At 28.7% G+C, this 17,454-nt stretch carries 16 protein-coding genes; 9 read left to right on the top strand and 7 right to left on the bottom strand.

Annotation, left to right across the window (positions count from 1 at the left end; genetic code table 11):
• Nucleotides 1-494: 494 nt before the first annotated feature.
• The 7 genes from gyrA to dnaA all read right to left on the bottom strand — a co-directional run bounded on the left by gyrA (nucleotide 495) and on the right by dnaA (nucleotide 9,474).
• The gene (gene gyrA / locus Q0F58_RS12315) at nucleotides 495-3,008 is read right to left on the bottom strand and encodes a DNA gyrase subunit A (RefSeq protein ID WP_294376977.1); all 2,514 of its coding nucleotides are present in this window, start codon (nucleotides 3,006-3,008) and stop codon (nucleotides 495-497) included.
• A 21-nt stretch (nucleotides 3,009-3,029) separates the two neighbouring features.
• Nucleotides 3,030-4,949: a DNA topoisomerase (ATP-hydrolyzing) subunit B gene (gyrB, locus tag Q0F58_RS12310; RefSeq protein WP_294376974.1), complete on the bottom strand. Its 1,920-nt coding sequence runs from the start codon at nucleotides 4,947-4,949 to the stop codon at nucleotides 3,030-3,032.
• Nucleotides 4,950-4,995: 46 nt separating this feature from the next.
• Nucleotides 4,996-5,256, bottom strand: a complete 261-nt coding sequence (gene remB, locus Q0F58_RS12305; RefSeq protein ID WP_293982784.1) for an extracellular matrix regulator RemB — start codon at nucleotides 5,254-5,256, stop codon at nucleotides 4,996-4,998.
• 14 nt (nucleotides 5,257-5,270) lie between these two features.
• On the bottom strand, nucleotides 5,271-6,353 hold the full coding sequence (gene recF, locus Q0F58_RS12300) for a DNA replication/repair protein RecF (RefSeq protein ID WP_294376971.1): 1,083 nt from the start codon (nucleotides 6,351-6,353) through the stop codon (nucleotides 5,271-5,273).
• Nucleotides 6,354-6,499: 146 nt separating this feature from the next.
• Complete coding sequence (locus Q0F58_RS12295; RefSeq protein WP_294376968.1) at nucleotides 6,500-6,712, bottom strand: RNA-binding S4 domain-containing protein; 213 nt, start codon at nucleotides 6,710-6,712, stop codon at nucleotides 6,500-6,502.
• 37 nt (nucleotides 6,713-6,749) lie between these two features.
• The gene (gene dnaN / locus Q0F58_RS12290; protein ID WP_294376965.1) at nucleotides 6,750-7,856 is read right to left on the bottom strand and encodes a DNA polymerase III subunit beta; all 1,107 of its coding nucleotides are present in this window, start codon (nucleotides 7,854-7,856) and stop codon (nucleotides 6,750-6,752) included.
• 262 nt (nucleotides 7,857-8,118) lie between these two features.
• The gene (gene dnaA / locus Q0F58_RS12285; RefSeq protein WP_294376962.1) at nucleotides 8,119-9,474 is read right to left on the bottom strand and encodes a chromosomal replication initiator protein DnaA; all 1,356 of its coding nucleotides are present in this window, start codon (nucleotides 9,472-9,474) and stop codon (nucleotides 8,119-8,121) included.
• A 510-nt stretch (nucleotides 9,475-9,984) separates the two neighbouring features.
• Here dnaA and rpmH point away from each other — a divergent pair.
• The 9 genes from rpmH to noc all read left to right on the top strand — a co-directional run bounded on the left by rpmH (nucleotide 9,985) and on the right by noc (nucleotide 17,413).
• On the top strand, nucleotides 9,985-10,119 hold the full coding sequence (gene rpmH, locus Q0F58_RS12280) for a 50S ribosomal protein L34 (RefSeq protein ID WP_293982774.1): 135 nt from the start codon (nucleotides 9,985-9,987) through the stop codon (nucleotides 10,117-10,119).
• Nucleotides 10,120-10,177: 58 nt separating this feature from the next.
• Nucleotides 10,178-10,555, top strand: a complete 378-nt coding sequence (gene rnpA / locus Q0F58_RS12275) for a ribonuclease P protein component (RefSeq protein WP_294376958.1) — start codon at nucleotides 10,178-10,180, stop codon at nucleotides 10,553-10,555.
• Nucleotides 10,527-10,736 carry a membrane protein insertion efficiency factor YidD gene (gene yidD / locus Q0F58_RS12270; protein ID WP_294376955.1) on the top strand — a complete coding sequence of 70 codons (210 nt, stop codon included), beginning with the start codon at nucleotides 10,527-10,529 and terminating at the stop codon, nucleotides 10,734-10,736. The genes rnpA and yidD overlap by 29 nt, the downstream gene beginning before the upstream one ends.
• 23 nt (nucleotides 10,737-10,759) lie before the next feature.
• Nucleotides 10,760-11,539, top strand: coding sequence for a membrane protein insertase YidC (yidC, locus tag Q0F58_RS12265; protein WP_294376951.1), 780 nt, complete (start codon nucleotides 10,760-10,762; stop codon nucleotides 11,537-11,539).
• A 50-nt stretch (nucleotides 11,540-11,589) separates the two neighbouring features.
• On the top strand, nucleotides 11,590-12,213 hold the full coding sequence (gene jag / locus Q0F58_RS12260; protein ID WP_294376946.1) for an RNA-binding cell elongation regulator Jag/EloR: 624 nt from the start codon (nucleotides 11,590-11,592) through the stop codon (nucleotides 12,211-12,213).
• Between the two features lie 282 nt (nucleotides 12,214-12,495).
• On the top strand, nucleotides 12,496-13,878 hold the full coding sequence (mnmE, locus tag Q0F58_RS12255; RefSeq protein WP_294376944.1) for a tRNA uridine-5-carboxymethylaminomethyl(34) synthesis GTPase MnmE: 1,383 nt from the start codon (nucleotides 12,496-12,498) through the stop codon (nucleotides 13,876-13,878).
• A gap of 18 nt (nucleotides 13,879-13,896) precedes the next feature.
• Nucleotides 13,897-15,777, top strand: a complete 1,881-nt coding sequence (mnmG, locus tag Q0F58_RS12250; protein ID WP_294376980.1) for a tRNA uridine-5-carboxymethylaminomethyl(34) synthesis enzyme MnmG — start codon at nucleotides 13,897-13,899, stop codon at nucleotides 15,775-15,777.
• 24 nt (nucleotides 15,778-15,801) lie between these two features.
• The gene (gene rsmG, locus Q0F58_RS12245; protein ID WP_294376939.1) at nucleotides 15,802-16,521 is read left to right on the top strand and encodes a 16S rRNA (guanine(527)-N(7))-methyltransferase RsmG; all 720 of its coding nucleotides are present in this window, start codon (nucleotides 15,802-15,804) and stop codon (nucleotides 16,519-16,521) included.
• A gap of 112 nt (nucleotides 16,522-16,633) precedes the next feature.
• Complete coding sequence (noc, locus tag Q0F58_RS12240; RefSeq protein WP_294376935.1) at nucleotides 16,634-17,413, top strand: nucleoid occlusion protein; 780 nt, start codon at nucleotides 16,634-16,636, stop codon at nucleotides 17,411-17,413.
• Nucleotides 17,414-17,454: the final 41 nt, after the last annotated feature.

Below are 17,454 nucleotides of genomic sequence, written 5' to 3'. Positions count from 1 at the left end.
GGTTTACTTAATTATTTATATTATTCTGTTCAATTTTCAAAGACCATTTTCTTTCACAACTTTACGTTGTTACTTTTTTGTCACCCTCAAGCGACTTATTTAGTATATCATTTGTTTTAATGTCTGTCAACAATTTTTTTGAAATCTTTATTTGATTTCGTTTTATTGTTTCTTGTCGCTCCCTGCGACGTGTTTTATCTTAACATAGTACTATAACTTATTATTACTCGAATATATTTATTTTTTTATTTTATTTTCTTTTTCCTCCATATTTCTTTTATTTACTCTATTTTAAATATAACGATACACCTGGCTCATTATATTTCACATTATTCTCATATTACTGAAATTTAATTTATACATTTTAATTTAATTTCATAACAATTTGTAACAAGTTAAACTCAATATTATGTAATTCTATACTTGCTATGCAAAAAAGGACACCAGTCTTATAACTAGTGTCCTTTCTATTTTTAATCTTTGATTAAATTTAATTATTCATTATCATCATTTAAATTATTTTCTGCATCTACATCCAATTTATCTATTTCTAATTTATCATTAATTTCCTGTTTTTCAGAATCATCGCTACTTAATATTTTGGCTATAGCAACAACTTTTTCATCTTCAGTTGTTCTCATTAATGTTACTCCCATAGCAGATCTGCTTGTAACTGATATATCTGAGACGTTTATTCTTATTGCTACACCGCTAGAATTAATAAGCATAAGCTCATCATCAACTTTACAAATAGTAGCTCCTGCAAGTTTACCTGTTTTTTCACTTATTTTATAAGTAATTAAACCTACTCCGCCTCTGTTTTGTACTTTGTATTCTGATACTGGAGTTCTCTTACCAAATCCATTTTCACTTATAACTAATAATTCTTCACCATCTACTGCTATATCCATACAAACAGCAACATCATCATCTTTTAAATTTATAGCCTTAACACCAGCTGCTGTTCTACCCATTGGTCTTACATCTTTTTCATTAAATCTTAATGCATAACCATTTTGAGTAACTATCATAATATTAGCATCACCATAAGTATTCTTAACTTTTAATAATTCATCGCCTTCTTTTAAGCTTAATGCGATTAATCCATTCTTTCTTAAATTCTTGAATTCACTTATGTGTGTTTTCTTAACAATACCATTTTTAGTTCCCATAAATAGGTATCCTTCTTTTTTGCCATCACTTACTGTTAATACAGTTTGAATTTTTTCATCTGGCTCTATAGCTATAAGATTAATTATATTAGTTCCCTTTGCTTGCCTTCCCGCATCAGGAATTTCATATGCTCTTAACTTATACACTCTTCCCTTATTAGTAAAGAACAATACATCTGAATGAGTTGAAGTAATCATTACATGTTCAACAAAATCATCTTCTTTTGTTGTCATTGCCTGAATTCCTTTTCCCCCTCTTCTCTGAGCTGAATAAGTATCAGCAGAAATTCTCTTGATATAACCACCTTTAGTTAATGTTATTACAACATCTTCTTCCTGAATAAGGTCTTCAATATCAATTTCATTCATTACTTTTTCTATCTTAGTTCTTCTTTCATCAGAATATTTAGCCTTTATTTCAGTCAATTCATCTTTAATAACTCCAAGAAGTTTTTCTTCACTAGCTAAAATAGACTTTAAATACTCAATTTGTTTCATTAATTCAGCATATTCTTCTTCAATCTTTTCTCTTTCTAATCCTGTAAGTCTTCTTAATCTCATTTCTAATATAGCCGTAGCTTGTTTGTCAGAAAGAGTGAACTTTTCCATTAAAGTATTCTTAGCAATCTCTGCAGTTTCAGAATGTCTTATAATGCTTATTACTTCATCGATGTGATCAAGTGCTATTCTTAAACCTTCCAAAATGTGTGCTCTTGCTTCTGCCTTATTTAATTCAAATATAGTTCTTCTTGTAATTACTTCTTTTTGGTAATCTATGTAGTTTGATAATATTTCTTTTAGATTCAATACTCTTGGTTCATTGTTTACTAATGCTAGCATTATCACACCAAATGAATCTTGTAATTTTGTATGTTTATATAATAAATTTAAAACTACATTAGGATTAGCATCTCTTTTTAATTCAATTACTATTCTCATACCTTCTCTATCAGATTCATCTCTTAAGTCTGATATTCCAGTAATCTTCTTATCCTTAACCAAATCAGCAATGCTTTCTATAAGTTTAGCTTTATTAACTTGATAAGGTATTTCTGTAACTACAATTCTATGTCTTCCATTTTCCTCTTCAATTTCAGCATCAGCTCTTACTACAATTTTACCTCTTCCAGTTTCATAAGCTGCTCTTATACCAGCTTTCCCCATTACTGTTGCTCCTGTTGGGAAATCAGGTCCTTGAATCTTAGTCATAAGATCTAAAACTGTAGCTTCAGGATTATCAATAAGCATTATAGTTCCATCAATTATTTCTCCTAAATTATGTGGTGGAATATTAGTTGCCATTCCAACAGCTATTCCTGATGATCCATTAACTAAAAGATTTGGAAATCTTGAAGGCAATACTACAGGTTCTTGTTCTTCACCGTCAAAGTTAGGCATAAAATCAACTGTATTCTTATTAATATCTCTTAACATTTCAACTGCTATTTTATTCATCTTTGCTTCTGTGTATCTCATTGCGGCTGCACTATCACCATCAACAGAACCAAAATTTCCATGACCATCAACAAGCATGTATCTCATAGAAAAATCTTGTGCCATACGTACTAATGCATCATAAACAGAACTATCTCCATGTGGATGGTATTTACCTAAAACTTCCCCAACTATTCTGGCACATTTTCTGTATCCTTTTTCAGGAGTTAATCCTAATCCCTGTAATGAATAAAGTATTCTTCTGTGTACTGGTTTTAATCCATCTCTTACATCTGGTAATGCACGCCCAACTATAACACTCATAGCATAGTCAATGTAACACTTTTTCATCTCATGATTAATGTCTACGGGTATAACTTTTCCCTCATTAAATAAATCCATGTACTTCACCTCATATCAGTACTAAATGTCTAAATTGACAACATTTTTAGCATTTTGTTGTATAAATTCTTTTCTTGGCTCAACTTTTTCACCCATTAATATTGTAAATATTTCATCAGCCTGCATAGCATCTTCAATATTAACTTTTAATAATATTCTTTGCTCTGGATCCATTGTAGTATCCCATAGCTGAGAAGCATTCATTTCTCCAAGACCTTTGTATCTTTGTATATCAACAGAACTATCTTTACCACCCATATTTATTAATACCTGTTCAAGTTCCGCATCACTATATGCATAATGTTCTTTTTTATTTTTAGCAACTCTATATAGCGGTGGTTGTGCTATATAAACATGACCTTCATCTATTAATGGTCTCATATATCTATAAAAGAATGTTAATAATAAAGTTCTAATATGAGCTCCATCAACATCAGCATCAGTCATGATTATAATTCTGTCATATCTTATTTTTTCAATATCAAAATCATTTCCTATACCTGCACCAAATGCAGTAACCATAGATCTTATTGTATCTGCATTTAATATTCTATCCAGCCTTTGTTTTTCAACATTAAGTATTTTACCCCTTAATGGAAGTATTGCTTGGAATTTTCTGTTTCTTCCTTGTTTAGCTGAACCACCAGCGGAATCCCCTTCGACTATATAAATTTCACATTCTTTAGGATCTTTAGATGAACAATCAGCTAATTTTCCTGGCAAAGTTGATCTTTCCAACACTGATTTTCTTGTTAACTCTCTTGCTTTTCTAGCAGCATCCCTTGCTCTTGCAGCCATAAGCGCTTTATCAACAATCATTTTACCTACTGCTGGATTTTCTTCTAAGAAAGTTGAAATGCTTTCTCCTACTATTGAATCAACAATTCCTCTTACTTCACTATTTCCTAGCTTAGTTTTAGTCTGACCTTCGAATTGAGGATCTTCAATTTTTACAGATACTACAGCTGTAAGACCTTCTCTTATATCTTCGCCTGTAAAATTCTTATCATTTTCCTTAATATGTCCAAACTTTTTGGCATAGTCATTAAATGCTCTTGTTAAAGCTGTTTTAAATCCAACTAAATGAGTACCACCTTCAACAGTATCTATGTTATTAGCGAATGAAAATATGTTTTCTGTATATCCATCATTGTATTGAAGAGCAACTTCAACAGATACATCATCCTTAATTCCCTCAATGTATATTGGACTTTCATGAAGTGGAACTTTGTTTCTGTTTAAGTATGAAACAAATGATTTTATACCACCTTCATAATGAAAAACTTCTTCTCTTTCACTTTCTTCTCTAAAATCTATTAATTTTATGTATATTCCCTTGTTTAAGAATGCTAGTTCTCTTAATCTTTGTGATAAAACTTCAAAATCATATACTGTTTCATCGAAAATTTCAGCATCTGGTTTAAAATAAACTCTTGTTCCAGTATCGCCTTCACTGCTTTCACCAATCTTTTCAACAGGTGTTAATACTTTTCCCTTACTATACTTTTGCTGCCATATAGCACCTTCTCTTTTAACGGTAACTGTACATTCTTCTGATAAGGCATTAACTACAGAGGCACCAACACCATGTAATCCACCTGAAACTTTGTATCCCCCACCGCCGAATTTACCACCAGCATGTAATATAGTCATGATAACTTCAACAGTAGATTTACCCATTTTAGGATGCATTCCTACAGGCATACCTCTACCATCATCTGTAACTGTAATAGAGTTATCTTTATTTATACTTACCTCTATCTTTTTACAATAACCAGCTAATGCTTCATCAATACTGTTATCTACTATTTCATAAACTAGATGATGTAGACCTCTTGAACTTGTACTTCCAATATACATTCCAGGTCTTTTTCTTACTGCTTCTAATCCTTCAAGCACCTGTATCTGATTTTCATCATATTTTTTATTATTTTGTTCCAAATCAGACTCCTCCTAAACTTATAAAATTAACTGATAAATCTTTAAATTAATAATTGTAGTCCATGTCAGTTCTCTTGGTAAGTGTAGTTGATGATATTGGTGAAAGATATATCTTACTCATATTATCAACCTCTGCAATGATAAAAGATTTAGGTCTTTCATCTGTAATTCTTTCTACAAATCCATCTTCTTCTGCTAATCTTAAGAATTGTATTGTATCAGAACTATACATTGTATTTTGTAAATCAAATATTCCAATTATATCTTTAATAGGAACTACAACATTTTCACCTAAATGCAGAAACACGAAATATTCCTCCTTTAACTTAAAATTCTTCCACTTGATACATTGAATATTCTGGCATTATTATCTAAATACTCATTTAAAACTTCAATACCAGTACATGTTATTATTGTCTGTATCCCATGAATTGTACTCAATATATACTTTTTTCTGTTAACATCAAGTTCTGAAAGAACATCATCTAATAATAAAACAGGATACTCTCCTGTAATTTCTTTGATTATTTTAAGTGATGAAAACTTCATTGTTAAAATAGCTGTTCTCTGTTGACCTTGAGAGCCAAATGTCTTGGCATCTATATCATTAAGAAAAACATTAAAATCATCTCTATGTGGACCAACTGATGTGAGTCCCTTTTCTCTGTCACGATTAATGTTATCTTGTAATCTTTTTAAATAATTGTTTTTATAATTATTTAAATCGACATTACAGCTATATTTAAATTTAATATCTTCTTTACCAGCTGTTATTTCCTTGTGTATTTTTTTACCATAAAAGTTTATTTTATTTATATATTCTAACCGTTTTGAAATAATATAATCAGCATATTCAACTAATTGAATATCATACACTTCCAAAACATCCTCATTAAAATTCTTGCTTTTTAGAAGAATGTTTCGTTCATTTAATATTTTATTGTATTGAACCAAATTAAAATAATATTTTTTATTTATTTGCGATAATTCCATATCCAATAATTTTCTTCTAAGATTAGGGGCTTCTTTAATTACCTTTAAATCTTCAGGAGAAAACATCACCACATTAAATGTTCCAAACAATTCACCTATTTTGGCCACTTTTATAGAATTAACTTTAATAGCCTTTTTACCATCTCTCAGAATGTTTATGTCGATTTTTTTATCAAGTCTGTCTTTTCCTACTAAAAGACTGATATATGCTTTATCATTTTTCCAATTTATTAATTCTCTATCTTTAGATGTTCTATGAGATTTTGCGAATGCACAATAATATATTGCTTCAAGTATATTGGTTTTTCCTTGAGCATTATCACCAATAAAAACATTCACATTTTCACTTAATTCAAGTGCTAAACTCTCATAGTTTCTATAGTTAGCTAACATTATATTTTTAATATACATAAAAAATACACCTATAATAATTATATCATAATAAATAAAATAAAGGTTTATTTAAATTTTTCAGATTGTTGAATTAATTTTTATCAGAATAATTAACTTAACAAAAAATATGTCTTAATTCAACAATCTAAAACTAAAAACCTTTATTACTGGTTTGTAACTTCGTAATCCTCTCCTTCAAAATTAACAACATCACCAGATTTTAATTTTTTACCACGCTGCATACATATTTCATTGTTTACTTTCACCATTCCATCTTGTATATAAAACTTTGCTTCTGATCCTGAACTTACAATTGCAGCATATTTCATAAAAGCATCTAATTTTATAATTTCTGTTTCTATTTTTATTTTATTCATTTTTATGCATAAATATTAACTAAAATATTTATCCTCCTTATCTCATCAATCTAACTGGAAGTACTAAATACTTCGCATTTTCATTATTTACTTCTTCTATAACACACGGACTAATGCTTGAAGTCATCTTCATAACAACTTCATCTTCTTCCATATTTTTTAATACATCTAATAAATATCTTGAGTTAAATGCAATTTGAATTTCATCTCCTTGCAATTTCATCGAGATCTCTTCTCTTACTTTTCCCAATTGAGAATTAGATGATATTATTAGGTTATCCTGTTGAATGTCAAGTTTTATTAAATTAGTATTACCATCTTTGGCCATAAGTGAAGCTCTTTCAATGGCATTTTGAAGTTCTTGCCTATTAACAATAAGAGATAATTTATGTTCTTGAGGTAAAAGAGAATTGTAGTTAATAAATTTACCTTCTAATAATCTTGATATTATTTTAGTTTTCTCTAAATTGAATAGAATATGATTATTTGTAAAAGTAATATCAACAATATCATCTATATCTTCAAGTATTTTTGAAACTTCATTTAAAGTTTTTCCTGGAATTACAACTTCTATTTCAATATCACTATCTAAAAACTCACTTTTTATAGCTAATCTGTATCCATCTAATGCTACTAAATTTAAATTTTTATTTTTAACTTCAAATAAAATTCCTTGAAGTATAGGCCTAGTTTCATCTTGAGCTATTGCAAATGAAGTTCCTTTAATCATATTTTTTAATATATTTTGATTAACTGAAATTTTAAGCTCTTCATTTATTTCAGGTAATTCAGGAAATTCATTTGCATTCATATAAACTACATCAAATACAGACTTTTCACAAGTAATTCTTATTATCTGATTTTCAATAGTTTCTATTTTTATAGTTGCATTTGGAAGTTTTCGTATAATTTCTCCAAATATTTTAGCATCAATAACAATACTTCCCGATTCAGTTATATTTGCATCAACAGTAGTTTGGATGCTTACATCCATATCAGATCCTATTAATGTTATGGATGAATTAAGTTCATTAGTTTTTATGTATATTCCTTCTAATATAGGATTAGTTGATTTACCAGTAATAGCTTTTTGAACTATTGATATTCCTTCTAGTATTTTCTGTTTTTCACATGTAAAAATCATTTAAGTTCCTCCTTATTTATACACATGTATTTTGCGTAAGAATAGAGATAGATATATATAAATTATTAGTAATAATAGTAGTAGGTGCTGTGGATTCTGTTGATAACTATGTATACCTTAGATATATCAACAAAAGTGCATGGGAAAAAAATGTGGATAAAGTTGTGAGAAAGTTGCTTAGTTATCCACAGTTTCCACAATGGTTTTGTTGAAAAATTATTATCCACAAGTTATTAGACTATTATTACACACAACCTGTGGATTAATTTTGAGTTAATTTTTTTGTTATATCATTAATTGTATGTTGCAATGAATCATCAGTTTTTAAATTTTCTGAAATCTTTTCATAGGCATGTATAACAGTAGTGTGGTCCCTGCCTCCAAATTCTTCTCCTATTTTAGGTAGAGACATATCAGTAAGCTTTCTGCTTAAATACATTGCAATCTGTCTAGGATGGGCAACATTTCTAGTTCGTCTTTGAGATTTTAAATCTTCTACGCGTAGATTAAAATAACTCGATACTACATCTTGAATAAGATCAATAGTGATGTGTTTTCCTTGTTTCTTAGATATAATATCTTTTAATGCTTCACTAGCTAGATCAACAGTAACTTCTCGGTTTGTCAATGAAGAGTATGCAATTATTCTTATAAGAGCACCTTCAAGTTCTCTTATATTTGATTTTATTTTTGTAGCTATGTATCCCATTACTTCATTTGCCACATTCAAATTTTCAACATCAGCTTTTTTCTTAAGAATTGCCATTCTTGTTTCAAAATCTGGAACTTGAATATCAGCAATAAGCCCCCATTCAAATCTAGATCTTAATCTATCTTCTAATGTTGGAATTTCTTTTGGTGGTCTATCAGATGAAAGTATAATTTGTTTATTGGCATCATGAAGAGCGTTGAAAGTATGAAAGAATTCTTCTTGTGTACGTTCTTTGCCAGCAATAAATTGAATGTCATCAATTAAAAGTACATCAACGTTTCTATATTTATTTCTAAATTCTTCATTTTTATCATCTTTAATTGCATTTATAAGTTCATTTGTAAATTTTTCAGATGAGACATAAACGACTCTAGCACTAGGATTATTATCTAAAATATAGTGTCCTATTGCATGCATCAAATGAGTTTTTCCAAGTCCAACACCACCATATATAAATAATGGATTATAGGCTTTTGCTGGAGATTCTGCAACAGCTAAGGATGCTGCGTGAGCAAATCGATTACTGTTACCTATTACAAATGAATTAAAAGTATATTTTGGATTTAATGTTGATGACATTTCATCATTAACAACGATGGATTTTGATGATGAATTATTAGAAGCATCATTTTTTAATTCTTCTTTTTCATAAGCTTCAGAAGCTATTACAAATTCGATTTTATATAATTTTGAACAAACTACTTCTATTGAATTTGCAACTAAGTCTTTATACCTTTTATCTAATATATCTTGAGTAAAGGAATTAGGAACGCTTATTGTTATGGTGTCAGAAGATATAGAAATTGGCTCACAACTTTTTATCCATGTATTAAAGCTTACCTCACTTAATTCGCTTTTGATAGTTTCTAAAGTTTTAGCCCATATTTTTTTTAGATCGGCATCCATTTATATTCCTCCATATATATAAATAAAAAATTTTTAATAATATTATGTACAGTTTATCAACAAATATATCAACAGTTTTAAATTATAGACCAATATGTATATAAATATATCAACATGTTAATAATTATGTGTATAAAGTTATTCTGAAAAAAGTTAATAACAGTATAAAAAATTAAATTATAAACAGTGATAAACATAGTATTTATCACGTTTATAGCATAATTAAGTATAAAAGAATAAACAAGTTATTCACAACTTTATCCACAACTGTGGATAAACTCTATTTAAAAAAAGTTATTCACAATATACACATATGATATCATAAGTAAATAAGGTTATTCAATAAGTTATCCACAAAAAAATCATCTGTTGATAATTTTATCAACAGATGATGGACACTTTACAGACCTTGACAGAAGTTTATGTTGTATATATAATAGAAAAGTAAAATTTAAAATCATGAAGTATAGTTTTTGCTATAAATAATATATTTAAGGGGGTGCATGTGTAATGTTCATGACATATCAACCTAAAAAGAGACAAAGAAAAAAAGAACATGGCTTCAGAAAGAGAATGAGTACTGCATCAGGAAGAAACATTCTTAAGAGCAGAAGACAAAAAGGAAGAAAAAAATTAACAGCATAAGGGCCGCATTTAGTGGCCTTTTTTCTGCAAATAGCGGAAAAAAGGAGTTTTAATATCTATGATTTATAGATTGAAAAAGAATTTTGAATTTAAAATTGTATATAGAAGAGGCAAATCTTTTGCTAATGAACTTCTAGTTATGTATATGCTAAAAAATAAGAAAAACAAGGATAGTGAAAATAATCCTTATAATAAATTAGGTGTTTCCGTAAGCAAAAAAGTTGGGAACAGTGTTATTAGAAGTAGATCAAAGAGATTAATAAGTGAAAGTTTTAGATTAAATTATAATTATATATTAAAAGGATATGATTTTATTTTTATAGCTAGAAATCCAATTGTAGGTAAGAGCTATTTTGATGTAGAAAAATCTATGCTGAATTTAATTAAAAAGGCAGGCTTATATAATAATGAAGAAACTACTAATAGGTCTAATTAATTTTTATAGAAAATTTATATCACCAGGGAGACCTTCGTGCTGTAAATATAGACCAACATGCTCTCAATATGCTTTAGATGCAATAAATAAATATGGAGCATTTAAAGGTAGCATTATGTCTATTTACAGAATTTTACGATGTAATCCTTTTTCTAAAGGTGGATATGATCCAGTAAAATAAATGAATAGGAGGCACGTTTTTTTATGTTTCAAGCTATAGTCGATTTTATGAGAAACATATTTGATTACTTTCATAGTGTAATCGTTGGGTTAGGCGTAACAGATGTTGGGCTGTCATATGTTTTAGCAATACTTATTTTTACAGTAGTAGTAAGATTATTAATACTACCATTTAACATTAAGGCTGCAAATTCAACTAGAGGAATGCAGAAAATACAGCCAGAGGTGAAGAAACTTCAAGAAAAATATAAAAATGATCCTCAAAAAATGAACGAAGAAGTAATGAAGTTATATAAAGAGAATAATGTAAGCATGGTTGGGGGATGTCTTCCTTCATTATTACCATTACCAATATTAATGGCTTTATATTGGGTATTTATGGGGATTAATTTACCAGATGGTCAAGTTGCTTCATTTTTATGGATTAAAGATTTATTTTCACCAGATCCATATTATATATTAGCAATAATAGCAGCTTTGTCTACATATTTACCTTCATATTTAATGACAAAAGCTACACCTCAGCAACCTGGCGGAATGAGTATGGGAAGTATGAACTTAATGATGGCTGGTATGATGGGATTCATGTCATTAAAGTTTAAAGCAATATTAGTTTTATATTGGATTATGGGAAACTTAATTCAAACAGTTCAAACATATTTTCTAAATTACAGACCTGCTATGAAGGAAATTGCTCAAAAAGAATTAAAATCTAAAGAAAAAGAAGAAGTTAAAAAATTTGTTATGGAAGTAGAAGAACCTAAAAATTCTGCAAGTAAAAAGAAGAAAAAAAAGAAAAAATAATATAAATTTTATTTAATTTTGCTTTTCAATTAGAGGTGGTGAGTTAACACATGAAATCAATAGAAATAGAAGGAAAAACTGTTGAAGAAGCATTGGAAAGAGCCTTGAAAGAGTTAGCTTTAACAAGAGATAACGTAAATGTTGAAGTATTAGACCATGGATCAAAAGGATTATTCAATGTTATAGGAGTTAAACGCGCTAAGATTAGAGTTACAAGTAAGTATGATTATATTGAAGAAGCTAGGAAGTTTATAGATAACATATTAAAAAGTATGGAATTGAATGCTGACATAAACATAACTGAAGAAGATAATGTATTGAGAATCAATTTAGTTGGCAAAAAGATGGGCCTTATAATTGGATATAGAGGTGAGACATTAGATTCTATTCAGTATTTAGTTTCATTAGTAGTTAATAAGAATCATGAATTTCCACATAAAAAAGTTATATTAGATACTGAAAACTATAGAAGCAAAAGAGAAGAAACTCTTAAGGGTGTTGCATTAAAGGCTGCAACAAGGGTAAAAAAGACAAGGAAATCATTTAAGCTTGAGCCTATGAATCCTTATGAGAGAAGAATTATTCATTCAGCTCTTCAAGATAATTCTGATGTAAACACGTATAGTGAAGGGGAAGAACCTTTCAGAAGAGTTATAATAGAATTGAAAAAATAAGTTTAAAGAGAAAGCCTATATTAGGCTTTCTCTTTAAATTTATTTAAAATATAAGAATTTTATTATTATTCCCTAATACAAATGAAAAGTATATACATTAATTATAATAAATATTTTATATATAATTAAGAAAGATTTAAATAATGAAATAAATTTTATTGTAATAATAATGTTTAAATTCATTTAATATATTTTTGACTAATTAAATATTGTTATGTAAAATTGATATTAGTTCAAAATGGATATACTAATAATAAAGCTTCTTTTTAAGGAGGAAACTAGATGAGAGAATTTGATACTATTTGTGCTATAGCAACTCCAATTGGAGAAGGTGGTATTGCTATAATAAGAATTTCAGGAGAAAAAGCCCTTGAGATTGCAGATAAAATCTTTGTTGGAAAGAACAAGAACCCCATAAAAGAGATGCAAACATATACTATGAGGTATGGAGAAATAGTTGATATAGATACTAAAGAAATAATTGATGATGTTATTTTAAGTTATATGAAGGGCCCTAGAAGTTATACTGGTGAAAATGTAATAGAAGTTAACTGTCACGGTGGAGTTGTAGCTACTAACAGAGTTTTAAATCAGATAGTTAAAGCTGGAGCAAGAATTGCAGAACCCGGAGAATTTACCAAGAGAGCATTTCTAAATGGAAGAATAGATTTGAGTCAAGCAGAAGCTACAATGGATATAATTACAGCCAAAACTGAATTATCTATGAAATCAGCCATGATGCAGAGTAAGGGAGCACTTTCCAAAGAAATTGGAGAACTAAGAAAATATCTACTAGAAGTATTGGCATTAATAGAATATGCAGTAGATTTTACAGAAGATGATGAAGATATTGTAGATGATAATTTAATAGATCAAATTAAAGATGGTATAACAAAAACTCTTTTAAGAATTAATTTATTATTGAAAAATGCAGATGAAGGAAAAATAATAAGGGATGGTCTTAATATTGTTATTGTAGGTAAGCCTAATGTAGGTAAATCATCATTACTTAATTCACTTCTTAGAGAAAAAAGAGCAATAGTAACTGATATACCTGGTACTACAAGAGATATAATTGAAGAATATATTAATTTAGATGGAATTCCTATAAGAATTACAGATACAGCTGGAATAAGAGATACAGAAGATACTGTAGAGAAAATAGGTGTTGAAAGATCAAAAGAAAAAATAGAAGAAGCAGATTTAGTTATTTTAATGCTTGATACATCTAGAGAGTTAGATGAAGAAGATAAAGTTATAATTGATTTTATTAAGGATAGAAAATATATAGCTCTTTTAAATAAAGTAGATTTGGAGTGTAAATTATCAAAAGAAGTAATTTCAGGATTAGATAGAACTATAGAGATATCTGCAAAAACTGGATTTGGAATTGAAAATTTAAAAGAAGAAATAAAGAATCTCTTCTTTAATGGAGAAATAAATTCTGAAAGTTTGATAATTTCAAATACAAGACATAAACAGGCGTTGTATAGATCTTTAGAAAATTGCAATATAGCATTAGAAAAGATAAATTTAAATGAATATTTGGACTTAATATCAATATATATAACATCGGCAATGAAAGCTTTAGGAGAAATAACTGGTGACGAATTGGAAGAAGACTTATTAAATAAGATATTTAGTGAATTTTGTTGTGGAAAGTAGGTAAAGAAAAATATGGCAGTGAATTATGAAGCTGGACAATTTGACGTAATTGTTGTTGGTGCAGGGCATGCAGGTTGTGAGGCTGCTCTGGCTTCAGCTAGAATGGGATTAAATACTTTAATTTGTACAATAAATTTGGATTCAATAGCATTGATGCCTTGTAATCCTAATATAGGAGGTACAGCTAAAGGACATTTGGTAAGAGAAATAGATGCATTAGGCGGAGAAATGGGAGTTAATATCGACCATACTTTTATTCAATCTAGAATGCTTAATACATCTAAAGGTCCTGCAGTTCATTCATTAAGAGCTCAAGCTGACAAAAAAGATTATCAATTCAGAATGAAAAGAGTTCTTGAAGAACAAGATAATTTAAAAATAAGACAGATAGAAGTTACAAAGCTTATAGTAGAAGATAATAAAGTTGTTGGAGTAGTGACTAAAAATGGAGCTGTTTTTAGATGTAAGGCAGTAGTGCTAGCGACAGGTACATATTTAAAAGGGAAAATAATTATTGGAGAAGTTTCTTATAGTGGTGGTCCTAATGGATTATTCCCAGCTAACGATTTATCTCAATCATTGTTAGATTTAGGTATATCATTAAGAAGATTTAAAACAGGAACTCCAGCAAGAATAAATAGGAAATCAGTTGATTTTTCTAAAATGATAGAACAAAATGGTGATGAAAAAATAGTTCCGTTTTCATTTATGAGCGGAGATTTACAAAAGGAACAGATTTCTTGTTACTTAACTTATACAAACGAAGAAACTCATAATATTATAAGAGAAAACATAGGAAGATCTCCTATATATAATGGAAGTATTAAGGGGGTAGGACCTAGATATTGCCCATCGATTGAAGATAAAGTAATGAGATTTCCAGATAAAACTCAACATCAGATATTTATTGAACCAGAAGGAACTAATACGTTAGAAATGTATGTTGGAGGATTTTCATCTTCCCTTCCTGAAGAAGTACAAATAAAAATGTTGAGAACACTTCCAGGATTAGAAAATGTTGAAATGATGAGAACTGCATATGCAATAGAGTATGACTCTGTTGATCCAACTCAACTTAAACCAACATTAGAATTTAAAAATATTGAAGGATTATATGGAGCTGGTCAATTTAATGGAAGTTCTGGATATGAAGAAGCTGGTGCTCAAGGACTGATAGCAGGTATTAATGCTGCACTTAAAATTAAGAATGAAGAACCATTAATATTAACTCGTTCTGATGCTTACATTGGAGTACTTATAGATGATTTAGTTACCAAAGGAACTAATGAACCTTATAGAATGATGACTTCAAGATCAGAATATAGACTGCTATTAAGACAGGATAATGCTGATTTAAGGTTAACAGAAATAGGTCACAGAGTTGGATTGGTTACAGAAGAAAGATATAATAAATTTCTAATAAGAAAGAAAAATATTGAAGATGAATTAGAAAGATTAAAAAATTTAAAGATTACAAACAAAAAGGAAGTAAATGAATTTTTAATATCAATAAATTCAACACCGTTAAGAAAAGCTATTAGTTTTTATGAATTAATGCAAAGACCTGAATTGGATTATTTTCAATTAGCAGAATTAGATCCTGAGAGACCACAATTATCAGAAGATATTGGAGAACAGATAAATGTACTTACTAAATATGAAGGATATATACAAAGTCAACTTGAACAGGTAGCGCAATTTAAAAAATTTGAAAAAAAGCTACTTCCTAAGGATATAGATTATAATGATGTGAGTGGATTAAGAAACGAAGCAGTTCAAAAATTATCAAATATAAGACCAATAAGTGTAGGTCAGGCATCAAGAATATCAGGAGTTTCGCCAGCAGATATATCAGTATTATTAATCTACTTAGAACATAAATATGGAAAGCAATCTTAAAGAATGACGGAGGCTATAACTAATATGAAATTTTTTGATTTAATGGCTAAAGCAGCGGAAGATGTGGGATTACAATTATCAAATGAACAGTATGAAATGTTTATGAAGTATATGAAATTGCTTCAGGAATGGAATGAAAAAATAAATCTTACAGCAATTACTGAAGATGAAGAAGTTGTAAAGAAGCACTTTATAGACTGTATTAAAGCTTTCAAAAGAGATGAATTTAAAAAAGCTGAAACAATGATAGACGTAGGAACTGGTGCAGGGTTTCCAGGTATTCCAATAGCTATTATGAGAAGTGATTTAAAAATAACTTTATTAGATTCATTAAATAAAAGAATTAATTTTTTAAATACTGTGATTCGAGAGTTAAAATTAGAAAATGTAACAACAATTCATTCAAGAGCAGAAGATGGTGCTAGAAATAAAAATTTAAGAGAAAAGTTTGATATTGCTACATCAAGAGCTGTAGCCAATATGAGTGTATTATCTGAATTCTGTTTACCATATGTAAAAGTAGGAGGAAATTTTATTGCATTGAAAGGTCCTTCTGTTGAACAGGAAATTTCAGATAGTAGAAATGCTATTGGAACCCTTGGTGGACAGTTGGTTGATATATGTGAAGTAAATATAGAAGAAACAGAATTACGCCATAATTTGGTTGTTGTGAAAAAAATAAAACCATGTGATAAAATTTACCCAAGAAAAGCAGGAACAATAACTAAAAAACCTATAAAATAATATTTAATCAGGATGTACTTAAGATATAAAGAGGAAAATTGTAGATATAGTAGAATAATTTAGTTTAGTAGATAATTAATTTTTAGTAATTTAATGAGGGATGGGGTAAAACATGAATAATGAAATAATACAGATAGATATACATAAAGTAATTCCCAATATATATCAACCACGTAAGTATTTTAATGAAGAGGCAATTCAAGAGTTATCTGAATCTATAAAACAATATGGAATAATTCAACCTCTTACAGTAAGAAAAAGAGGGGATGTTTATGAATTAGTTGCAGGAGAAAGAAGACTTAGAGCTGCTAAATTAGCTAATTTAGACGAAGTTCCATGTAATATAGTTGATATTACAGATACAGAATCAGCAGAAATTGCTTTACTGGAAAACTTACAAAGAGAAGATTTAAATTATATTGAAGAAGCTGAAGCGTATTATAATTTAATACATGATCATAGCTTTACTCAAGATGAATTAGCAAAAAGAATGGGGAAAAAACAATCTACAATTGCTAATAAGTTAAGATTATTAAAATTAAGTGCTGAAGTTAGAGAAATATGCTTAAAAAATAAATTAACAGAAAGACATGCTAGATCATTACTTACACTTCCAGATGAAGAACTACAATTAAAAGTAATAAATAAAGTAATAAAAGATGGATTAAATGTTAAGAAAACAGAAGAATTAATAAATAGAGAATTACTTAAGATTTCTAGTGAAGAATTGAAAAAGAAAAGAAGAAATACAAAAAATGTATTACCAGCAAAGTTGTATGTAAACACTATAAAGCAAGTATTCGATAAGTTTGATATACCTGCTGAATATGGTTATAAAGATGAAGATGAATTTTTAGAACTGACAATAAAGATTCCAAAATTAAAGAAATAAAGTACATATATTTAGGGCACAGTTTGGTGTCCTATTTTTTT

It is taken from the genome of uncultured Clostridium sp. (assembly GCF_934754915.1).
In the GTDB taxonomy this organism is placed as follows: Bacteria; Bacillota; Clostridia; order Clostridiales; family Clostridiaceae; genus Clostridium.
This window is presented reverse-complemented; position numbering and strand designations above follow the sequence as displayed.

Bases quoted from the DNA above. Each gene is read 5' to 3' on its own strand.
- gyrA (WP_294376977.1), bottom strand. From the start codon at position 3,008: ATGGATTTATTTAATGAGGGAAAAGTTATACCCGTAGACATTAATCAT.
- recF (WP_294376971.1), bottom strand. From the start codon at position 6,353: ATGTATATTAAAAATATAATGTTAGCTAACTATAGAAACTATGAGAGT.
- Q0F58_RS12295 (WP_294376968.1), bottom strand. From the start codon at position 6,712: ATGAATAAAATAAAAATAGAAACAGAAATTATAAAATTAGATGCTTTT.
- dnaN (WP_294376965.1), bottom strand. From the start codon at position 7,856: ATGATTTTTACATGTGAAAAACAGAAAATACTAGAAGGAATATCAATA.
- dnaA (WP_294376962.1), bottom strand. From the start codon at position 9,474: ATGGATGCCGATCTAAAAAAAATATGGGCTAAAACTTTAGAAACTATC.
- rpmH (WP_293982774.1), top strand. From the start codon at position 9,985: ATGTTCATGACATATCAACCTAAAAAGAGACAAAGAAAAAAAGAACAT.
- rnpA (WP_294376958.1), top strand. From the start codon at position 10,178: ATGATTTATAGATTGAAAAAGAATTTTGAATTTAAAATTGTATATAGA.
- yidD (WP_294376955.1), top strand. From the start codon at position 10,527: ATGAAGAAACTACTAATAGGTCTAATTAATTTTTATAGAAAATTTATA.
- yidC (WP_294376951.1), top strand. From the start codon at position 10,760: ATGTTTCAAGCTATAGTCGATTTTATGAGAAACATATTTGATTACTTT.
- jag (WP_294376946.1), top strand. From the start codon at position 11,590: ATGAAATCAATAGAAATAGAAGGAAAAACTGTTGAAGAAGCATTGGAA.
- mnmE (WP_294376944.1), top strand. From the start codon at position 12,496: ATGAGAGAATTTGATACTATTTGTGCTATAGCAACTCCAATTGGAGAA.
- rsmG (WP_294376939.1), top strand. From the start codon at position 15,802: ATGAAATTTTTTGATTTAATGGCTAAAGCAGCGGAAGATGTGGGATTA.
- noc (WP_294376935.1), top strand. From the start codon at position 16,634: ATGAATAATGAAATAATACAGATAGATATACATAAAGTAATTCCCAAT.